At 74.2% G+C, this 18840-nt stretch carries 8 protein-coding genes; 3 read left to right on the forward strand and 5 right to left on the reverse strand.

The features are described 5' to 3' along the window. The first annotated feature begins 12 nt into the window (after positions 1-12). Positions 13-10524 carry a type I polyketide synthase gene (locus tag IE294_RS48265; protein WP_229917831.1) on the forward strand — a complete coding sequence of 3504 codons (10512 nt, stop codon included), beginning with the start codon at positions 13-15 and terminating at the stop codon, positions 10522-10524. Here IE294_RS48265 and IE294_RS40165 read toward each other — a convergent pair. From IE294_RS40165 to IE294_RS40185, 5 genes are all read right to left on the reverse strand, one after another. Continuing rightward, positions 10487-11071, reverse strand: coding sequence for a DUF6069 family protein (locus tag IE294_RS40165; RefSeq protein WP_229917833.1), 585 nt, complete (start codon positions 11069-11071; stop codon positions 10487-10489). The two genes, IE294_RS48265 and IE294_RS40165, sit on opposite strands and share 38 nt — an antisense overlap. A 491-nt stretch (positions 11072-11562) precedes the next feature. Beyond that, entirely contained in the window at positions 11563-12582 is a 1020-nt protein-coding gene (locus IE294_RS40170) for an aldo/keto reductase (protein WP_189894332.1), read from the reverse strand. 36 nt (positions 12583-12618) lie between these two features. Beyond that, positions 12619-13827 (reverse strand): MFS transporter, encoded by a 1209-nt coding sequence (locus IE294_RS40175; protein ID WP_229917834.1) that lies wholly within the window; start codon positions 13825-13827, stop codon positions 12619-12621. 137 nt (positions 13828-13964) lie between these two features. Continuing rightward, positions 13965-15848, reverse strand: a complete 1884-nt coding sequence (locus IE294_RS40180) for a Na+/H+ antiporter NhaA (RefSeq protein ID WP_189894333.1) — start codon at positions 15846-15848, stop codon at positions 13965-13967. A 210-nt stretch (positions 15849-16058) separates the two neighbouring features. Beyond that, the gene (locus IE294_RS40185; protein ID WP_189894334.1) at positions 16059-16886 is read right to left on the reverse strand and encodes an oxidoreductase; all 828 of its coding nucleotides are present in this window, start codon (positions 16884-16886) and stop codon (positions 16059-16061) included. 322 nt (positions 16887-17208) lie between these two features. Here IE294_RS40185 and IE294_RS40190 point away from each other — a divergent pair, with 322 nt between their 5' ends. Beyond that, positions 17209-17697, forward strand: coding sequence for a zinc-binding dehydrogenase (locus tag IE294_RS40190; RefSeq protein ID WP_189894335.1), 489 nt, complete (start codon positions 17209-17211; stop codon positions 17695-17697). 105 nt (positions 17698-17802) lie between these two features. Further along, entirely contained in the window at positions 17803-18711 is a 909-nt protein-coding gene (locus tag IE294_RS40195) for a helix-turn-helix domain-containing protein (protein ID WP_189894336.1), read from the forward strand. Positions 18712-18840: the final 129 nt, after the last annotated feature.

The raw sequence follows: 18840 nt of genomic DNA on the forward strand, positions 1-18840 counted from the left end.
GGGAGTCGGGGTATGACGGCGGGCCAGGAAGAGGTCGGCCACGAGCGACTCGTGGCGGCGTTGCGGAAGTCGGTGCGTGACAACCGACGACTCGCCCGCCGGTACGCCGAGCTGAGGGACCGACTGGACGAACCGGTGGCGGTCGTCTCCATGGCGTGCCGGCTGCCGGGCGGCGTGCGGACTCCCGAAGACCTGTGGGAACTGGTCGCCACCGGGGGGAGCGCCGTCGGTCCGTTGCCCGAGGACCGCGGCTGGGACCTCGACGCCCCGCCCGGGTCCCGCACCGGGCCCGAGCGGGCCTTGCGCACCCGGCGCGGCGGATTCCTCGCGGACGCCGCCGACTTCGACGCCGCCTTCTTCGGCATCACCCCCCGCGAGGCCGCGGCGATGGACCCGCAACAGCGGCTCCTGCTGACGACGGCCTGGGAGGCCGTGGAACGCGCCGGGGTCGTGCCCGGCACGCTGCCGGGACGCCCGGTCGGTGTCTTCACCGGCGTCCTGGCCTCCGACTACCACCCCGGATTCGGCCGGGTGCCCGACGGATACGAGGGCTACGTCCTCACCGGGACCGGCACCAGCCTGGTGTCCGGCCGCATCGCCTACCTCCTCGGGTTGCACGGTCCGGCGATCACCGTGGACACGGCCTGCTCGTCCTCCCTGGTCGCCGTTCACCTGGCCGTCCAGTCCCTGCGGTCGGGGGAGTGCGAGCTGGCACTGGCGGGTGGCGCGACCGTCATGGCGACCCCGCAGACCCTCGTGGAGTTCGGCGTGCAGGGCGCGCTGGCGGCGGACGGGCGCTGCAAGGCGTTCGGTGCCGATGCCGACGGGACCGTGCTGGGCGAGGGCGCGGGGATGCTGTTGCTGGCTCGGCTGTCCACGGCCGAACGCCTGGGCCTGCCCGTGCTCGCCGTCGTACGCGGCTCGGCCGTCAACTCCGACGGCGCCAGCAACGGGCTGACCGCCCCGAACGGCGCGTCACAGCGCGCCCTGATCCGCACCGCCCTGACCCGGGCCGGACTCACGGGCGCCGACGTGGACCTGGTCGAGGCACACGGCACCGGAACCCCGCTCGGCGACCCCGTGGAGGCCGACGCGCTCATCGACACCTACGGTCAGGACCGCGCGGACGACCAGCCGCTCTGGATCGGCTCGGTCAAGGGCAACGTCGGTCATACCCAGGCCGCCGCCGGCGTGACCGGCGTCATCAAGGCGGTGACGGCCATGGCGGCGGGGCGAATGCCGCGCAGTCTCCACGCGGAGGAGCCCACCGCTGCCGTTCGGTGGTCGCGGGGAGCGGTCCGGATCCTCGCCGAGGCCCGTGCCTGGCCGCGGCCCGGCCGGCCGCGTCGCGCCGCCGTGTCCGCGTTCGGGCTCAGCGGCACCAACGCCCACGTGATCCTCGAAGAGCCTCCCGCCACCGGACCGGCGGCCGCCGGGGGTGTGTCCGCCGGGTCCGGCGCCGGCCGGCCGCTCGTGTTCCCGTTGTCGACGCGGACGGCCGAAGCGCTGCCCGAGCAGGCGGCGTCGCTGCTCGCTCATCTGGCGAACCGTCCGGACCTGTCGCCGGAGGCCGTCGCCCGCACGCTGGCCGTCGGCCGCACGCCCTTTCCGCACCGCGCCGCCGTGGTGGCGGCGACCCGGGACGACCTGCTGGAAGGGCTCGCCCGGCTCGCCGACGGCGAACCGGGGTACCAGGGGTCGAAGGTCGGCGGAGCGCCGGGTTCGGAGGTCGGCGGGGCCCCCGGCCTGGCGGAGGCCCGTGAGCTGGCCGCGCGCTTCCAGGCAGGGGCCGACGTCGACTGGAGCGCCTTCTTCGGCTCGGCGCCGCCCCGCACGGTGCCGCTGCCCACGCACCCCCTCCGCCCCCGTCGCCACTGGTGGCCCCTCACCGCCGCACCGGCCCCGCGTTCCCGCACGTCGTCGGCCGGAGTCGTGACGCGGGCCGACGACGTGGCGGTGGGCCCCGTGGCCGCGGCGGTGACGGCCTCGGGGGCGGTGACTGACGACGTGGCACCGGCCGGCGGTGTGGGGGCCGGGGACGGTACGGCGCTTGAGGGGTCTGTGGGGAGTGGGGCTGCCCGGACGGATGCCGCGGCCGCTGGTGGTGAGGCGCCCGTCCAGGGCCCGGCCACGGTGCGGAGTGTGGCGGCTGACGACGGTGTGGTGGCGAAGGACGTGTCGGTGCCCGAGCCCGGCAGCGCGGCGGAGACCGAGACGCCGGTGGCGGCCGAGAGCGCACGGGCGGCCGGTGACGGCGCGGTGACCGGAAACGGGGGAGCGGCCATGGACGTGGGGGTGGTCCAGGACGCCCGGGTGACAGCGGATGCGGCCACGGCCACCACCGGCCGTGCTCCGGCCGCGACCCCGCAGTGGTGCGCGCCGGAGCGGCTGGACGTTCTGGTGAAGAGCTCGGTGGCGGCCGTGGCGGGCCACGAGGACTGGCGGCTCGTCGACGCCGACACCGCGTTCCGCGACCTCGGACTGACCTCGCTGGGGCTGACGGAGCTGCACGAGCGGCTGCGCGAGGCCACCGGCCTGTCCCTGCCCACCGGGCTGCTCTTCGCGCACCCGACCCCCCGTGCCCTCGCCGCCCGCCTCGGCGACCTGCTCGCGCGCCGGACACCGGTACCGGCCGGACACCCCGGATCCGCCCCAGCACCCCGCCCCGTGCCGGGCGATGCCCGCCGCGCCCCGGACCACGACGCCATCGCGATCGTCGGCATGGGCTGCCGCTATCCGGGCGGTGTCACCGGCCCGGAGGACCTGTGGCAGGTGGTCGCCGGGGAACGGGACGTGATCACCGGTTTCCCCGAGGACCGGGGTTGGTTGGTGAGCGGGCTGCCGGACGGTGCCGCGCGCGGTGGTTTCCTGGACGACGTCGCAGCGTTCGACCCCTCCTTCTTCCGCATCTCCCCCCAGCACGCCACGGCGATGGACCCGCAGCACCGGCTGCTGCTGGAGGTCTCGTGGGAGGCCCTGGAGCGGGCCGGATTCGACCCGCTGGCGCTGCGTGGCTCCCGGACCGGGGTCTTCGTCGGCATCGCCCTCCAGGACTACCGGCCGTGTGACCCCGGCGCCGCCGGCCACCGGGCCCTGGGCACCGCGCCGAGCGTCGCCTCCGGCCGGATCGCCTACCACCTGGGACTCCACGGCCCGGCGGTCACGGTGGACACCGCCTGCTCGTCCTCGTTGGTCGCCCTGCATCTGGCCTGCCAGTCGCTCCGCTCGGGCGAGAGCACGCTCGCCCTGGCCGGCGGCGCCACCGTACTGGCGACGCCCGAGGCCTTCATCGAGTTCCACGCCCTGGGCGGTCTCGCCGCGGACGGCCGGTGCAAGGCCTTCGGTGAACAGGCCGACGGCACGGGGTGGGCGGAGGGCGCGGGAGTGCTGGTCCTGGAACGCCTGGCGGACGCGCGCGCCGCCGGGCACCCGGTGCTCGCGGTGGTGCGCGGCAGCGCCGTCAACCAGGACGGTGCCGGCAACGGTCTGTCGGCTCCCAACGGCGCGGCGCAGCAGGCCGTGATACGCGACGCACTGGCCGCCGCCGGCGTCCGCGCCGCGGAGGTGGACCTGATCGAGGCACACGGCACCGGGACCCGGCTGGGCGATCCGGTGGAGGCCGAGGCCCTGCTGGCCACCTACGGCACCGACCGGGAGAGCCCGGCCTGGCTGGGGTCGCTCAAGTCCAACGTCGGTCACACCATGGCGGCGGCGGGTGTCGGCGGTGTCATCAAGACCGTCATGGCGATGCGCCACGGCCGCCTCCCGGCGACCCTGCACGCCGCACGGCCCACGAGCCGGGTCGACTGGGGCGCGGGACGGCTCCGCCTGCTCACCGAGGCCCGTGAGTGGACCGGCCGGGGCCCACGCCTGGCGGCGGTGTCCGCCTTCGGGATGAGCGGCACCAACGCCCACGTCGTCCTTGAGGGCCGGTCGGCGCCACTGCCCCGGGACGCACCCGCGCCGTCGGCTTTCCCGGCCGCCCTGGCGACGGATGGTGGTTTTCCGTCGGCGGCAGCGGGGGCCGCGGGCGCGGCTGGGCTGCCCGCGTCCGCAGGGCCGGGTGGCTCCGTCGAGCCGGGTGGTTTCCCGCCGGGGGGACTGCCGGCATCCGGTGGGACCGGGGGGCCGATGGGTTCCCAGGGGCCGTCCGGGGCCGGTGGTGTTTCCCCGGCGGGCGCGCCGGTGTCGTCCGGGGCCGGTGGTGTTCCGTCGCCGGATGCGGTACCGGCCGGGCCGGTCGCCTGGCCGCTGTCCGGCCATACGGACGCGGCGCTGCGCGCCAATGCCCGCCGCCTGCACGCCTGGCTGTCCGAGCGCCCCGGTCTCACCGCCGCCGAGGTGGCCCGCTCCCTGGCCCGGCGTTCAGCCTTCCGGCACCGTGCGGTCGTCACCGCCGGCACCCGGGCCCAGCTCCTCGACGGTCTGCTGGCGGTGGCGCAGGGCAGGCGGTGCGCGTGGGCCGTGGAGGGCGTGCCCCGGCATGAGGCCGTACTCCTGGGCGTCCTGGCCCCCGAGGTCCCGGACGGCGGGCCGAGCGCTTGGCGCGCGTACGGCATGGTGCCCGAGCGGCTGCTGCGGCTCGGGCGGGACGGCGCAGCGGTGCGGACGGCGTTCGCGAGTCCCGGGCACCACGTGGCCGTGTGCTTCGCGGGCGGTGAGACGAACCTGCCGGACCTGGTCCGCGAGGCGGCCCTGGCAGCGGGAGCGTCGGCCCAGGTGCTGTCCGTGCCCGTCACGCCCGGCCAGGCGACCCTCGCGGACGTCCTGGCGCGTGCGTGGGTCGCCGGGGTCCCCGTCTCCTGGCCGGCGCGGGCGATCCCCGGGCCACCGGCCGAACTGCCCACCTACGCCTTCCAGCGCACGCGCTTGTGGACGGCGGAGCAGACACCCGAGTTCCGTACGGGCGGTGCGCCGGCGGGGGCCCGGGCGGGTTCCGCGGCCGAGCCCGAGAGGGTGCCGTCGGCCCAGGCCGTTCCGGCTCCGGGGCGGGAAGCCGTGAGCACGCCGTGCACCACGGCCGCGGAGACCGTCGTGGCGGAGCCCGCTGCCCCGGAGGCCGTCGCGGCGGACACCGCCGTCACGTACGACTCCCTGCTGTCCGTCGTCCTGAGCCGTACAGCGAGCCTGCTCGGGGTGGACGAGGACGCCGTGGACCCCGGCCAGGGCTTCTTCGCGCAGGGGATGGACTCCCTCGCGGCCACCTCGCTGTGCGAGCTGCTCGGCGACCGGCTGCGCCTGTCGGTGGGCCCCACCGCCTGCTTCGACCACCCCACCCCCGCCGACCTGGCCCGCCACCTGGCGGACCGGGTGGCGGGCACGCCCGCTGCCCCACCCGTGCGAGCCGCCGCGCCGCCCGGCGAGTCGGCGCCCCCGGCTTCCGCCGCCCCTGTCGGCTCGGCGGAGCCCACGGTTTCCGTCCCGGCCGCAGGCCCCTCCCTCCCCCCACCCACCGCCGCCCGCCCCACCGCGCGAACCCCCGCGCCCCCACCCCCCACGCGACCGTCCGCCACCCGGGCCGGCGCGACCACCCGCGCCAGGACGGCGGCCCCCGGCACGACCTCCCCCGTCACCGGGCCGACGGCCCCACCCGCCGCCCGCCCCGGTGGCTCCGTCCCCGTCGCCGTCATCGGCATGGCCTGCCGGCTGCCGGGCGCCGACAGTCCCGAGGCGCTGCACCGACTGGCGCTCGAGGGCGGGGACGCCCTGCGCGAACTCCCGGACGGGCGCTGGGACGCCGAGCGGTTCCACGCCGCCGCGCCCGGCGCCCCGGGCACCATCACCGCCAGGCGCGCCGGACTCCTGCCGGACATCGACACCTTCGACGCCGCGTTCTTCGGCATAGCGCCGCGCGAGGCGGCGTTCATGGACCCGCAGCAGCGGATGTTCCTGGAAGTCGGCTGGCACGCGCTGGAGACGGCCGGCCTGACAGCGGACCGGCTGGCCGGGGCCCGCACCGGGGTGTTCCTCGGCATCACCGGTGCCGACTACACCCAGAACACCTTCCAGCACGTGCCGCCCGAGGACCTGGACGGCTACGTCCTCACCGGCGCCGCCTCCACCTTCGCCACGGGCCGGCTGTCGCACCGGCTGGGCCTGAACGGGCCGAGCCTGTCCGTGGACACCGCCTGCTCCTCCTCCCTGACCGCGCTGCACCTGGCCTGCCGGAGCCTGCGGGCGGGCGAGTGCGAGACCGCGCTGGTCGGCGGGGTGAACGCGCTGCTCGCCCCGGAACCGTTCGTCGTCCTGTCCCGGGCCGGGATGCTGTCCCCCGACGGCCGGTGCAAGCCGTTCGACGCCGCCGCGAACGGCTACGCCCGCGCGGAGGGCTGCGTCGCGGTGGTGCTGCGCCCCCTGGCGGACGCCCTCGCGGACGGTGACCCGGTCCTGGCCGTGATCCGCGGCTCGGCGGTCCGGCACGACGGCGCCAGCAGCGGTGTCACCGTGCCCAACGGCGGCGCGCAGCGTGCGGTCGTCCGCCAGGCGCTCGCCGACGCCGGGGTCCGCCCCGCCGACATCGGCTACGTCGAGACCCACGGCACCGGCACCGCGCTGGGCGACCCCATCGAGCTGCGGTCCCTGGGCGAGGTGCTCGCCGAGGGCCGCCCCACCGGCAGCCCGGCGGTCCTCGGCGCGATCAAGGGCAACGTGGGCCACCTGGAGGCGGCGGCCGGGCTGGCCGGGCTCGTCCACGCCATCGAGACCCTGCGCACCGGGCGCATCGCCCCCATAGCCCATCTGCGCACCGTCAATCCGGCCATCGGCATCGACGCGCTGCCGCTGCTCCTGCCGACCGCCGTGCGGCCGTGGTCACGCGGTGAGCGGCCCCGCCTCGCCGGTGTCAGTTCCTTCGGCGCCAGCGGCACCAACGTGCACGTCGTCCTGGAGGAAGCCCCGCGCACACCGGAGCGGGAGCCGGAGCCGGCCGCCGTACGGCCGGCGCGACGTGAGCAGCTGATCGTGCTGTCCGCCCGCGACGAGGTGGCACTGCGGGCGCTGGCCGAAGCCCATCGCGCGGCGGCGCCGGCCCCGCTCGCGGACCTCGCCCGCACCGCGGCCACCGGCCGCACGCACTTCCGGCACCGGCTCGCCGTGACGGCCGCGACACCCGAGGAGTACCGTGCCCGCCTCACGGCGTACCTCGACGGCCGGCCGGTCCCGGGGGTGCGCGTCGGCCGTGCGCCCGCCCGCCCGCCGCGCATCGGTCTGGTGCTCACCGGGCGGGGCGCCGTGTCCCCCGCGGCGGCCAGAGCGCTGTACGGTGCCGATCCCGCGTTCCGCGCCGATGTCGACCGGTGCGACACCCTGTTCGCCGAGCGGTTCCCGCACGGCCCCGGCCTGTCGGACGTCCTCTTCGCGCGGACCGGAGCCGCGGACCCGGTCGCCCGTGGAACCGGGGAACGGGCCGCGGAGTTCGCCGTGCGGTACGGGCTGGTCCGGCTGTGGCAACGCTGGGGCGTACGTCCCGCCGCCGTGCTCGGTGGCGGCATCGGCAGCCACGTCGCCGCCGTCGCGACCGGCGCGGTCTGCCTGGCGGACGCCCTCGCGCTGATCGCCGACCCGGCCGCGGACGCCGCGTGCGAGGCGCCCCGGCTGCCGCTGGTCTGCGCGGAGAGCGGCGAACTCGTCGCGGGGAACGGGCAGGCCGTGCGCGACATGCTCGACCGCGCCGCCGGGCCGGGCGGGGAACCCGCCGCCGCGCATCCCCGCCCGGACGCTCTGGACTGCGCCCTGTACCTGCACGTGGGCGCCCAGGGACCCGTTCCCGCCGACGAGCCCCCGGCCGCCCCGCCCCGCCACGTCGTGGCCCCGTGTCCCGTCCCCGACGACCCCACAGGTCTCCTGCCCGCGCTCGCCGAGCTCTACGTCCTGGGGGCGGAGCTCGACTGGGAACAGGTGTACGCGGGCATGGCCGGGGCCCGGGCGCCGCTCCCGCCCTACCCCTTCACCCGTCACCGCCACTGGTACCCGACGCGCCCGCGGACCCCCGAACCGCCGCCCGCTCCCCGCACCGCCCGGCCGGCCGGCCCGGGACACACCACCCCGACGGCCGGCCCGTCGTCCGCCTCCGGGCACTCCGCCCCTTCGTCCGCCCCGGCTCCCACCGCCCGCCCGGCCGACCCACCGGTGGCCCGGGACTCCGCGGACCAGCCCGCCGAACCCCCCGCCCCCGCCTCGCAACGAACCGTCCCGCCGGCTGGTCCCCCGCATGAACGGCTGCTCACCGCCGACGGTCACACCGGTCTCGGCGACTGTGTCAGCGGCGGTACGGCCGTGGTCAACGCCGGCTTCCACATCGAGGCGGCCGTACGCGCCGCGCGGGAGCTGTACGGCACCACGCACGTACGTCTCACGGGTCTGACCCTGCCGCACGCCATGCTCCTGCCGCAGGACGGCGGCGTCCACACACGCGTGACGCTCACCCGGGCCACCGGCGCCGGGACGGACTTCACCCACCAGGGCCGTGTCGCGCCGGACGAGGCGTGGCGCACCCACGCTCGCGGCACGGTGCTCCCCGGCTCCGGGCCCCCGGCCCGGCTGAGCGCGGCGGACCTCGACACCATCAGGCGCCGGTGCGCGACGACACTGACGGGTCGCGCGTACTACCGCGCCCTGTGGCGGCGCGGCCTGCACCTGGGTCCGTCGGCGTGCTGGCTGACCAGTGTCGCGCGGCGCGACGGAGAGGCGCTCGCCGTGCTGCGGGCCGCGGACGCGGAGGAGGAGGCCGACGGCTGCGCGCTGCATCCGGGCGTGGTCGACTCCGCGCTCCAGCTCGTCTTCGCCTGCGAGGGCCCGGACGCCCCCGCCGACCGTGTGTACCTGCTGGTGTCGCTGGAGGAGTACGCCTTCCACGGCCACGACGGCGGTCCGTTGCTGTGCCATTTCTCCGTACGGCCGACCGCGCGGTCCAGCGGCGTGATCACCGCCGATGTCCAACTCCTCGACGACGGCCGACGGGTGGCGGAACTGCGCGGGGTGCGGATGCGGGCCGCGGGCCGCGACACCCTCCTGCGCGCACTCGATACCTCACACCGGCCCGCCGGCCCCGGAGTCCAGGCGGGCCCGGCACCCCATGCGGACTCCGCGTCCCCGGCAGGCCGGGTGTCTCGTACGACCCCCGTGCCCTACGCGCTCCCGGCGTCCCTCGCGGACTCCGCACCACCCGCCCGATCCAGGCACTCCGCCACCGCGTCGTGTGGCGCCGGTTCCCGGGTTGCCACCGCTCCGTCGCGTGACACCGGACTCCGTCCCGCCGCTCCGTCACCTGGCGCTGGACTCCGGCCCGACGCCGAACCCCGGCCCGGGTCCGGTCCGCGGCCCGGTACAGTCCCCTCGTCCGACGCGGGCCCCTGGCCGGAGGCGAGCCCCCGACGCCGTGCGGACACGACCCTCCGCGCCGAAGCGGGCGCAGGCGTCCCGGAAGCCGTCGGCCCCGGTCCCGCGGATGAGCCGTGGTCACGGGCTCGGGAGGCCGGCGGCGTACTGGCCCTGGCGGTACGCCGTACGGCCCAGGTGCTCGGCGCCGACACCGTCGACGTCGCGGACGGGCGGCGTGCCTCCGCGCCGGTCGACGTGGAGACGCCGCTGACCGACCTGGGCCTGGACTCGCTGCTCGGTGTGGAGCTGCGCGATCTGCTCTGCGCGGATCTGGGCGTGGACGCCCCCGTGGAATGGTTCCTCGAACAAGCCACCCTGACCGACCTGGCGGCCCGTCTCGACGGCCTTTCGGCCGCCGTCGGCCGCGGTCCGACAGCTCCCGTGCCCGCCGGCGTCGAACGTTTCGCTCCCGGCGGCGTGCACGTCGTCGAGCGGGGCACGGGGGACCCGGTGCTGCTGGTGCACGGCGGCGGCTTCGCCGGGCCCGGATCATGGCGGGCGCAGGAGCCCCTCGCCGCACGCCACCGCCTCCTGGTCGTCTCCCGGCCCGGCTACGGCCGCAGCGAGGAGCACGGCCCGGAGGACTACGTCACGGACGGCCGGCTCCTGGCCGGACTCCTGACCCGGCCGACCCACGTCGTGGCGCACTCCTACGGCACTCTCGGCGCCATGCTGGCCGCCCTCCGGCGCCCGGAGGCGGTCCGCTCCCTCACCCTGGTGGAGAGCGCCGCCAGCGCGGCGGCCCGGGGCAGTGAGGCCGTCGACGCCTATGAGCGGGCCGCCCGGCGGCTGGTGACCCGTCCGCCCGCCGACCCCGACGCCTTCCTCCGCCAGTTGCTCGCCCTGATCGATCCGACCGTCCGGTATCCGGCGCCGCTGCCGGAAGAGCTGTCCCGTTCCGCCCGCCGGCTCTCGCCGGACACCCGTTGGCCGTGGGAGGCGGTGGTGCCGGTCCGCGAACTGCGCGCGGCGCCCTTCCCGGTCCTGATCGTCAGCGGGGGAGCGCGCCCGGTCTTCGAGCGGATCAGCGACGCCCTGGCCGAGCAACTGGGCGCCCGCCGCCTGGTCGTGCCCGGTGGTCACGCGGTGCAGAACACCGGCGTCCCCTTCAACACCGCGCTGGAGGAGTTCTGGTCCACCGTCTGATGGGCGGGCGGTGGGAAGGCGCACCCGCCGTCACCGGGTTTCGCCGCTCCGGTTCAGGCACGACGCGGTACGCCGTACCGGAGAGCAGGCCGGTGACCGTGCCGCCGACGGCCAGGAACACGGCGGCGCTGGCGAGTTCGGCGGCGAGGGCGAGGTCCGCCGTGAACGGCAGCAGGGCCAGCGCCACGGTCACGAGTCCGGCGATCCAGGTGAAGAAGGCGCGCGGCCGGGCGACGGTCAGCAGCAGGTGCAGCAGCCCGGTGGCCACGACGGCACCGGCCGCCGCCCACGCGGCCAGGTACCCCGTCGTGGCGTCCCCCCAGGCGCCCGCCTCCCGTGGCGCGAACACCGCGATGCCGAGGACCCCGCGCACGAGCATCGTCGCCACCACCGCGACCAGGGCGGCGACCACCGCGGTCGCGGCCCCGGTCGCCCACGGCCGGGCGGCCGCGACGGACCGCGGCCCGGACGGCGACTGGTAACCGGGCCCGCCGCGAGGGGCGTTGTCGTAGGGGGGAACATCGCCGTACGAAGCTGAGCCGGCCATGAGAAACCTCTCGGTCGCACCGTCACCGGGTTGACGTGTCGTCACGTCGACCGGCTGCCGATCGACGTGCCGTCAGGTCGGCCGGCGGTAGGTCGCGCTGCCACCAGCATGGGCCGCCTTGCCGGAGGCCGTGGCCGGGCCGTCCGAATCGCCGCCCGGTGGAAGGCCGGTGCCGCACCACACACGGAAGTCCCCGGTGCGTACGAGCGATCGGGGTCCACCCGACGAATCAGGAGGACAACGCGGCCATCCCCGTGCGGGGCGCGTTCACCCGGTACCCGGAGCGCACGCCGTTCACCTCCCTGCCCGACCGCACCTCGCCGGCCGACGCCCGGAAGTGCCGGCGGACAAGAAGTCCCTCGCCGCCGGGCGACCGGGTGAACGGGGTCGTGCGATCGCGACGTCCCCGGCCGGCGGTGACACGGGCCGCGGCTCTGTCCGCAGCAGCGGGGTCGGCGGCCCGCCGCCCCTTCAGGTCACCGTTCTCACACTCAGCGGGAGTGCGGCGACCGCTGGACCGCCGAGGACGACGGTCGGCTGTTCCTGGCGCTGTAGGCGGTGAGCTGCCTGCTGCCGTGGACCATGTCCCCAAGCGGCTGGAGGCGGCTGAGCGCGTCCTCGTCGAGTGTCAGGTCGGCAGCCGCCGCGTTCTGCTCCAGCCAACGGACGCGCTTCGTGCCGGGGATGGGCACGACGGGCACCGCGAGCCGCTCCGACTGGGCGGTGACCCAGGCGAGCGCGACTTGCGCCGGCTCCAGGTCGCGCTCGGCGGCGATCTTGCGTACCGTGTCCGCGATGACCTGGTTGGCTTCGTAATCGCTGCCCGTGAAGCGGGCGTTGTGGGCGCGCACATCGTTCGCCGAAACGGCGCCGGGGTCGAAAGCGCCGGTCAGGAACCCTCGCCCCAACGGTGAGTAGGGCACCAGACCCACGCCGAGTTCGGCCATCACCGGAGTGAGCGCCTCGACGTCACGCGTCCACAGGGAGTACTCGCTCTGCACGGCCGCGATCGGGTGCACGGCGTACGCCCGGCGCAGCAGATCGCCGTCCACCTCGGACAGGCCGAGGTACCGCACCTTGCCCTCCTTCACGAGTTCCGCCATGGCGCCGACGGTCTCCTCGATCTCGGCGTTCTGCGGCGGGCGGTGGAGGTAGTACAGGTCGATCACGTCGGTTCCCAGGCGCGTGAGGGACGCTTCGGCGGAGCGCTTCACATAGGGCGCGTCACCGCGGACGGTGCGGGCGGCGTCGCCCGAACTCCGGTCGATCCCGAACTTGGTCGCGATACACACCCTGTCGCGACGGCCGGCCACACCCCGGCCGAGAAGGACCTCGTTGTGCCCGCTGCCGTACTGGTCGGCGGTGTCGAAGAGGGTGATGCCGAGGTCGATCGCACGATGGATCGTGGCGATCGACTCGTCCCAGTCGGTGGGCCCGTAGTACTCGCTCATGCCCATACAACCGAGCCCTTGCGCCGACACCACCAGACCGCCGATGGTTACTGACCGCATGACGTGGTTCCTTTCGTGAATTCCTGTCTCAACGGGTCATGGACGCCGGACGGAGACGAAGCCGAGCAACGCCCCCACGCCCAGGACGGCGGAGACGCCGATGACGATCGGGAAGAATCCGAGGTGGGAGAAGTTTCCGACGAGTTGGCTCTCGACGCTGCCGCCGATGAACATCGCGAAGGCGTACAGGGCCGTCGCACTGCCACGGTGGGCGCCGGCGTGCGCGCCGATGGCCTCGACGTACGCGGGAGCCGCCACCAGGACCGCCGTGACGAACACGAACACGGCCACCGCCAGCCCGACGGGTGAGGCGGCGGCGAACCCAGCGGCCAGCACGGCGAGGGCCGCCGTGGTCATGGCCGCCGCTATGCGGCGGACGGGACTGGTCCTGGCGAGCAGGGGTGCTGCCAGGGGGACCGCCACCATGGCGGGGAGCGAGGAAGCCCGCAGCGCGAGCAGTGCGCCGGGGGAACCGGTCACCGCCCGGGGACCGACGAGGGCGATGCTCGCGTAGACCGCGACGAAACCGCCCAGCAGGGTCATGGCGCCCAGGTAGAGCACCGTGAGCCGCGGCGTGGTGAGCAGCCGGGGCATGGCCGCGAAGGCATCGCGCATCCGGACGGTGCGGTGAGCAGCGGCGGGGAGCAGGATGCGCCAGGAGAACGCCGCCAGGACCAGGAAGGCCAGGGCGCACAAGAGGAACACGGCCCGCCAACCGAGTGCTGCCCCGATCAACTGCGCCGCCACCTGCATGATGACCGCCGCCGCGAGCAGGCTGGCCGCCACCACGCTGAGCGCCGCCGCCCGACGCTGCGGACGTATGTGCGTGGTGGCGTACGCGTACGCCGCCGGGGCGAACAGGGCGGCGGTCAGTCCCTGGAGCGCCCGGAACGTCACGGCGACCGCGAGGGTCGTGGCCGCCGGCACCAGGGCGGTGGTCGCCGCCGTCGCGATCAGGCAGATCGTGATCGCCTTCCGCGGGCCGAGCCGGTCGGACAAGGGTCCGGCGACGAGGAAACCGAACGCGTAGGCGAATCCGAACGCGGTGGAGGTCCAGGCCACCGAGGACGCCGGCACGCCGAAACCGCGTGCCATCGAGTGGTACAGGGCCAGGACGGTGTACAGCTGACCGACGACGAGGACACCCGCGCAGGCCAGGAGCGTCACGGTGCGGCCGGTGGGCGCCCAGTCCGGTGCAGGGTTCGCATCCGCCGCCGTCATCGTGGCCGACCGGGTCGAGTTCACGATCAGCCTCCTTTCTCTTGGAGCGATTCCCAGTCTCCGAGGCCGTTCGCCACGAAACTGTCAGGCAGCCACCAGGGTGGGCTGGGACGATCCCGATCCGGAATCTTCGGGACAACCCCACGGCGGTCGGTTCCGGATCAGGTTCCGTCCGGGCTTCCGGCTCGTACGGTGCTGGAGGCCTTGCGGGCGAGAAGGCGCTGCCGGGCCAGTCGAACGGCGGAGGTGAGCGCGTCGGAATCGAAGGATCCGTAATGACGGCGCCCATTGATGAAGAAGGTGGGCGTTCCCACCGCACCGCTCAGCTCCGCCGAGCTCACGTCCTCCTCTATGCGCCGCAGTCCCCGACGGGCTCTCATGTGCTGGCGGAACCTTTCCACATCCAGCCCGAGCTGCTCGGCGTATCCGACCAGGTCTGCCGCGGCGAGATGATCCTGGTGCCGCAGGAGCAGGTCGTGCATCTCCCAGAAACTGCCCTGGTCACCTGCGGCCTCGGCCGCTTCGGCCGCCTGCTGGGCATGCGGGTGCACATCCGGGAGCGGCAGATGGCGCCACACGTATCTCACGTCGTCGCCACCCGCCAGCATGTCAAGCAGGTCCGGTTCGGCCCGGCCGCAGTGGGGGCATTCGAAATCTCCGTACTCGACGACGGTGATCTGAGCGTCGACAGGGCCGCGTATGCGATCGCGGATGGCGTCCACCGGCGTGACCAGATCGGTCAGCGGCCGGGCCCGCCCCAGAAGTGCCCGGGCGCGGCGTCGCGGGGCCATGAGCTGTATGACTCCGGTGGTGATACGACCGGACACCATGGCTCCGACGACGGTCGACAGAATGGCTGTCCGTGCGTACGCGAGATCGCTTCCGGTGAACGTCTTCGAGGCGATGAGCAGTGACACGGTGAACGCGGCCCCCGATACGGCGCCCCCCACCGTTGCCGCTCCCCAGCCGACGTTGGGCCGCAGCCGGCCGCCGGACAGGGCCGTCACCAGGGACAGGGAGCCGACTACTCCGATGACCTTACCGACGAGGTACCCGCAGACGATGCCCCAGGTGATGGGTGAGGTGAAAGCCGCGACGACCGTTCCGGGGCCGAGTGGCACACCGGAGTTGGCGACCGCGAAGAGGGGGACGATCGCACAGTTCACCCAGGGGGTGAACTTGCTCTGAAGGTGGTCGTTCTGTGAGATCGCGGCTACGAGCCCACGTACCGCCGTCTGCTGGAGTTCCGCGGTCGGTTGCTCCCGGAAGTTCCGGACCAGGCCGGTGGCGCGCTCCAGATCGTCCCGTCCCGCCGGTGCGGTGATCACCAGGAGGCCCACGGTCAGACCGGTCACGACGGGATCGACCCCCGCCTTGAGAAGGGCACACCACATCACCAGGGAGACGGCGCAGCAGACGACGCCGCTGCGGAAATTCGCCAGTCGCATACAGACGATGACCGCGGCGGCTCCGGAGGCGACCAGGAAGGGAAGGGCTCGGAACCCCTGGCCGTAGAAGACGGCGATGACCACAAGCGCCACGACGTCGTCCATCACCGAGATGGACAGCATGAAGGCCCGCAGTGAGGCCGGGAGACGCGATCCGACGAGGGAGAGGACCGCCAGTGCGAAGGCGGTGTCGGTGGACATGGCCACGCCCCAGCCGTGCGCACTCGGCAGGCCGGCGTTGAAGGACAGGTAGATCAGGGCGGGTGCGGCCATGCTGCCGATGCCGCCGATCGCGCAGAGAAGCACCCATCTCCGGTCCCGCAGCTCGCCCATGTCCAGCTCACGGCGCGCGTCGAGCCCGACGAGGAAGAAGAACAACGCCATGAGCCCGCTGTTTATCCACTCCCGCAACGTCAGTCCGAGCGCGTACGGCCCGACAGTGACGGACAACCGTGCGGACCAGGTGGCCTCGTAGGTGCCCAGGCTCGTGTTCGACCAGATCAGCGCTGTCAGCACAGCCACGGTGAGCGATGCTGTGCCACCGGTCTCAGACCGTGTGAACTCGCGCCAGCGCTGCAGAGTCATTTCCCATCCCATTCGAGCAAGTCGTACACGGATGCCTTGCGGTCCCACGGTCGGTGCCGGTGACGCACCGGTTCGCCGCGGACAGCGGCGTTCGCGCGTCGACGGCCGCAGTCCGGAGGCATTCTCGGAGCCCACCGGGCGCGGTCGTCGCTCCGCCCGCACCGGGGGGAGCGGCGCGGCGCGGGCAGGACGCCGCCCGGCGGGCAGGCGGCGCCGGGCGGATCAGTCGTCGTACCCGGTGGACAGGCTCAGCTCGCGCCAGGCGTCCAGTTCCCGCTTGACGAGTTCCAGCTTCGCCTCCACGCGCTTGACGCTGTCCGCGCCGAGCGGCAGGCGCAGCGGCGGCTGGTCCGTCGTGGCGAGCGCCAGGATGGCCCGCGCCGCCTTGGCGGGGTCGCCGGGCTGCGAACCGTTGGCCGCCAGGAACGCGGGCCGGCCCGAGTGCACCGTCGCCTCGTAGGCGGCGAGCGGCTCGGCGGCCGTGGTGCGGATGCTCGACTTGTCCAGGAAGTCGGTGCGGAACGCGCCCGGCTCCACGACGTGCACGGTCACGCCGCTGCCCACGAGTTCGGCCGCGAGGGCCTCGGTGACGGCCTCCACCGCGAACTTCGTCGCGGCGTACACGCCCGATCCCGGCAGCGCGGTGAAGCCGCCCACCGAACTGATGTTGATGACACGGCCGGACCCCTGGCGCCGCAGCACCGGGAGGACCTGTCGGGTGACGTTGAGGACGCCGAAGAAGTTGGCGTCGAAGAGTTCGCGCGCCTCCTTATCACTCGTCTCCTCGACGGGACCGAGCAGGCCGTAGCCCGCGTTGTTCACGAGCACGTCGATACGCCCGAAGCGCTCGACGGCCGCCTCCACCGCCGCGGCGGCCCGGGCCTCCTCCCGCACGTCCAGCGGAACCACGAGAACCTGGTCGGAGGCCAGGTCGGCCACGGAGTCGGGGACGCGTACCGCGGCCACCACCTGGTCGCCGGCGGCGACGGCGGCCTCCACGATCGCGCGGCCCAGGCCTCGCGAAGCACCAGTGACAAACCAGACTGACATTATTCGTCTCCTAATACTCACTTGTGAGGCATAGTTCCATTTGGTTGCTAGTTTAAAGGTGAGTAATGGTGTCTGCCAGGTTATGTGACACCTGGGAACATATCTGCGAACGTACTACTCGACGCCCCCCGTACCGGGCGCAACGGGTGATCCCGCACTTCATGCCCGACTGGAAGGGCGGCCCGATGACCCTCGACAAACCCGCTTCGGCAGCGGGGTGTCACGGAGCAGGGAACCCTGGCCGAGTACCTGCTCGCTCCCGCCGGCAGCGTCGTACCGGTGCCTGCCCATCTCTACCTACGCGCAGGCGGCCACGCTCCCGGTGGCCGCGACCAGCGCTTGGGGCGTCCTGCGCGCCGGTGAGGTGCGCCCCGGGGCGACGGTCCTGCTGCTGGGAACCGGTGGGGTGAGCCTGTTCGCCCCGCAGTTCGCCAAGGCCGCCGGGGCCAGGGTGATCGTCACGTCCTGCTCGGACGCGAAGCTGAGCCGATCTGGTCGTCGAGACCGGGGAGCCGAGACGTTCCCGCGGTCCCTGTCCGCGGTCGCGGTCGGCGGCACGATCGGCGTCGTCGGATTCGTCAGCGGTTTCGAGCTGCGTTTCCCGGGCCTGCCGCTCGATCTCAAGACGATCCGCTTGACGGGCACGAACTGCGGTCCTGTGGCGACGTTCCGGGACATGGTCCGCGCGGTGGCGCAGCCCCGTATCGAACCCGTGCTGGACACCACCGTCGAGTTCCCGGACGCGCACGCCGCCTACCGGAGGCTGGAGCAGGGCGGGGCCCTGGGCAAGGTCGTCGTCACCGTCGGATGACCCGCGGATCCGGCGACCGGCGAACCCCGTGTCCCCCAGTTGCGGCGACTTCCAGGGTGTGACACGTCCCCCTTGGCCGCGGATGCGGCGTTTAGCCTGAACGGTATGAAGGAGCGCAATGAGCTGGGACAGTATCTCAAGGCCAGGCGTGCTCGGATCACCCCCGCGCAGGCAGGACTCATCGAGGGAACCGGGTACCGGCGGGTGCCGGGGCTGCGCCGCGAGGAGGTCGCCGCGCTCGCCGGTCTCAGCGCCGACTACTACGCCCGGCTGGAACAGGGCCGGGAGCGGCACCCCTCGACCAGCGTGCTGAAGGCGCTGGCCCGGGTGCTGCAACTCAACCCCGACGCCCAGCGTTACCTCTTCGCGCTCGCCTCCCCCGATGCGGCCGGTAGGCTCGCCCGGCCCGCCGGCCGGGAAGTCGGACCGAACCTGCTCGCCCTGCTGGACGACTGGAGTGCCCACCCGGCCATCGTCACGGACCACTGCATGAACGTGGTCGCGGCCAACGCGCTCGGCGCCGCCCTGTACGTCGGTCATCCGCACGCGGACAACCTCGCCCGGCTGCTGTTCATCGACGACACCTCTCATACCTTCTTCCGTGACTGGGAGACGGTCGCGGCCTCCACCGTGGCCGCGCTGCGCGCCGCCGCCAGCCATCGCCTCGGCGACACCGAGCTGAGGTCGCTCGTCGGCGAACTCACGGTGCACAGCAAGGAATTCACCCGCCATTGGCAGCAGGCGGAGGTGCACGAGAAGACGTCGGGCACGCTGCTGCTGCGGCATCCGCAGGTCGGCGACCTCGACCTCACCTACGAGACGCTGCGGCCCAGCGCGTCCCCGGACCTGCTGGTCAAGATCTACCGGCCGCAGCCGGAGTCGAGTACCCGCGACCGGCTCGCCATCCTCGGCAGCCTCACCGCCTCCCCCCGGCCGGGGCACCGGTCCTCCGGTTCCGGCCGTCCGCTGTCCGGCACCGAGGAGAGGGCCGCCGAGCCGCCCTCCGGCGGCTGAGCCCCGCCGCGGGAGCAGCCCCGTCGGTAACGCCCGCCGGGGCCGCTCCCGCGGACCGGGCGAGGGCCGGGTGGTTCAGTGGTGGTGGCGGGTGGGGACGCGGGCGCCGCCGAACATGAGGTCGCGGAC

This window comes from Streptomyces canarius (assembly GCF_014650735.1).
Taxonomy (GTDB): domain Bacteria; phylum Actinomycetota; class Actinomycetes; order Streptomycetales; family Streptomycetaceae; genus Streptomyces; species Streptomyces olivaceoviridis.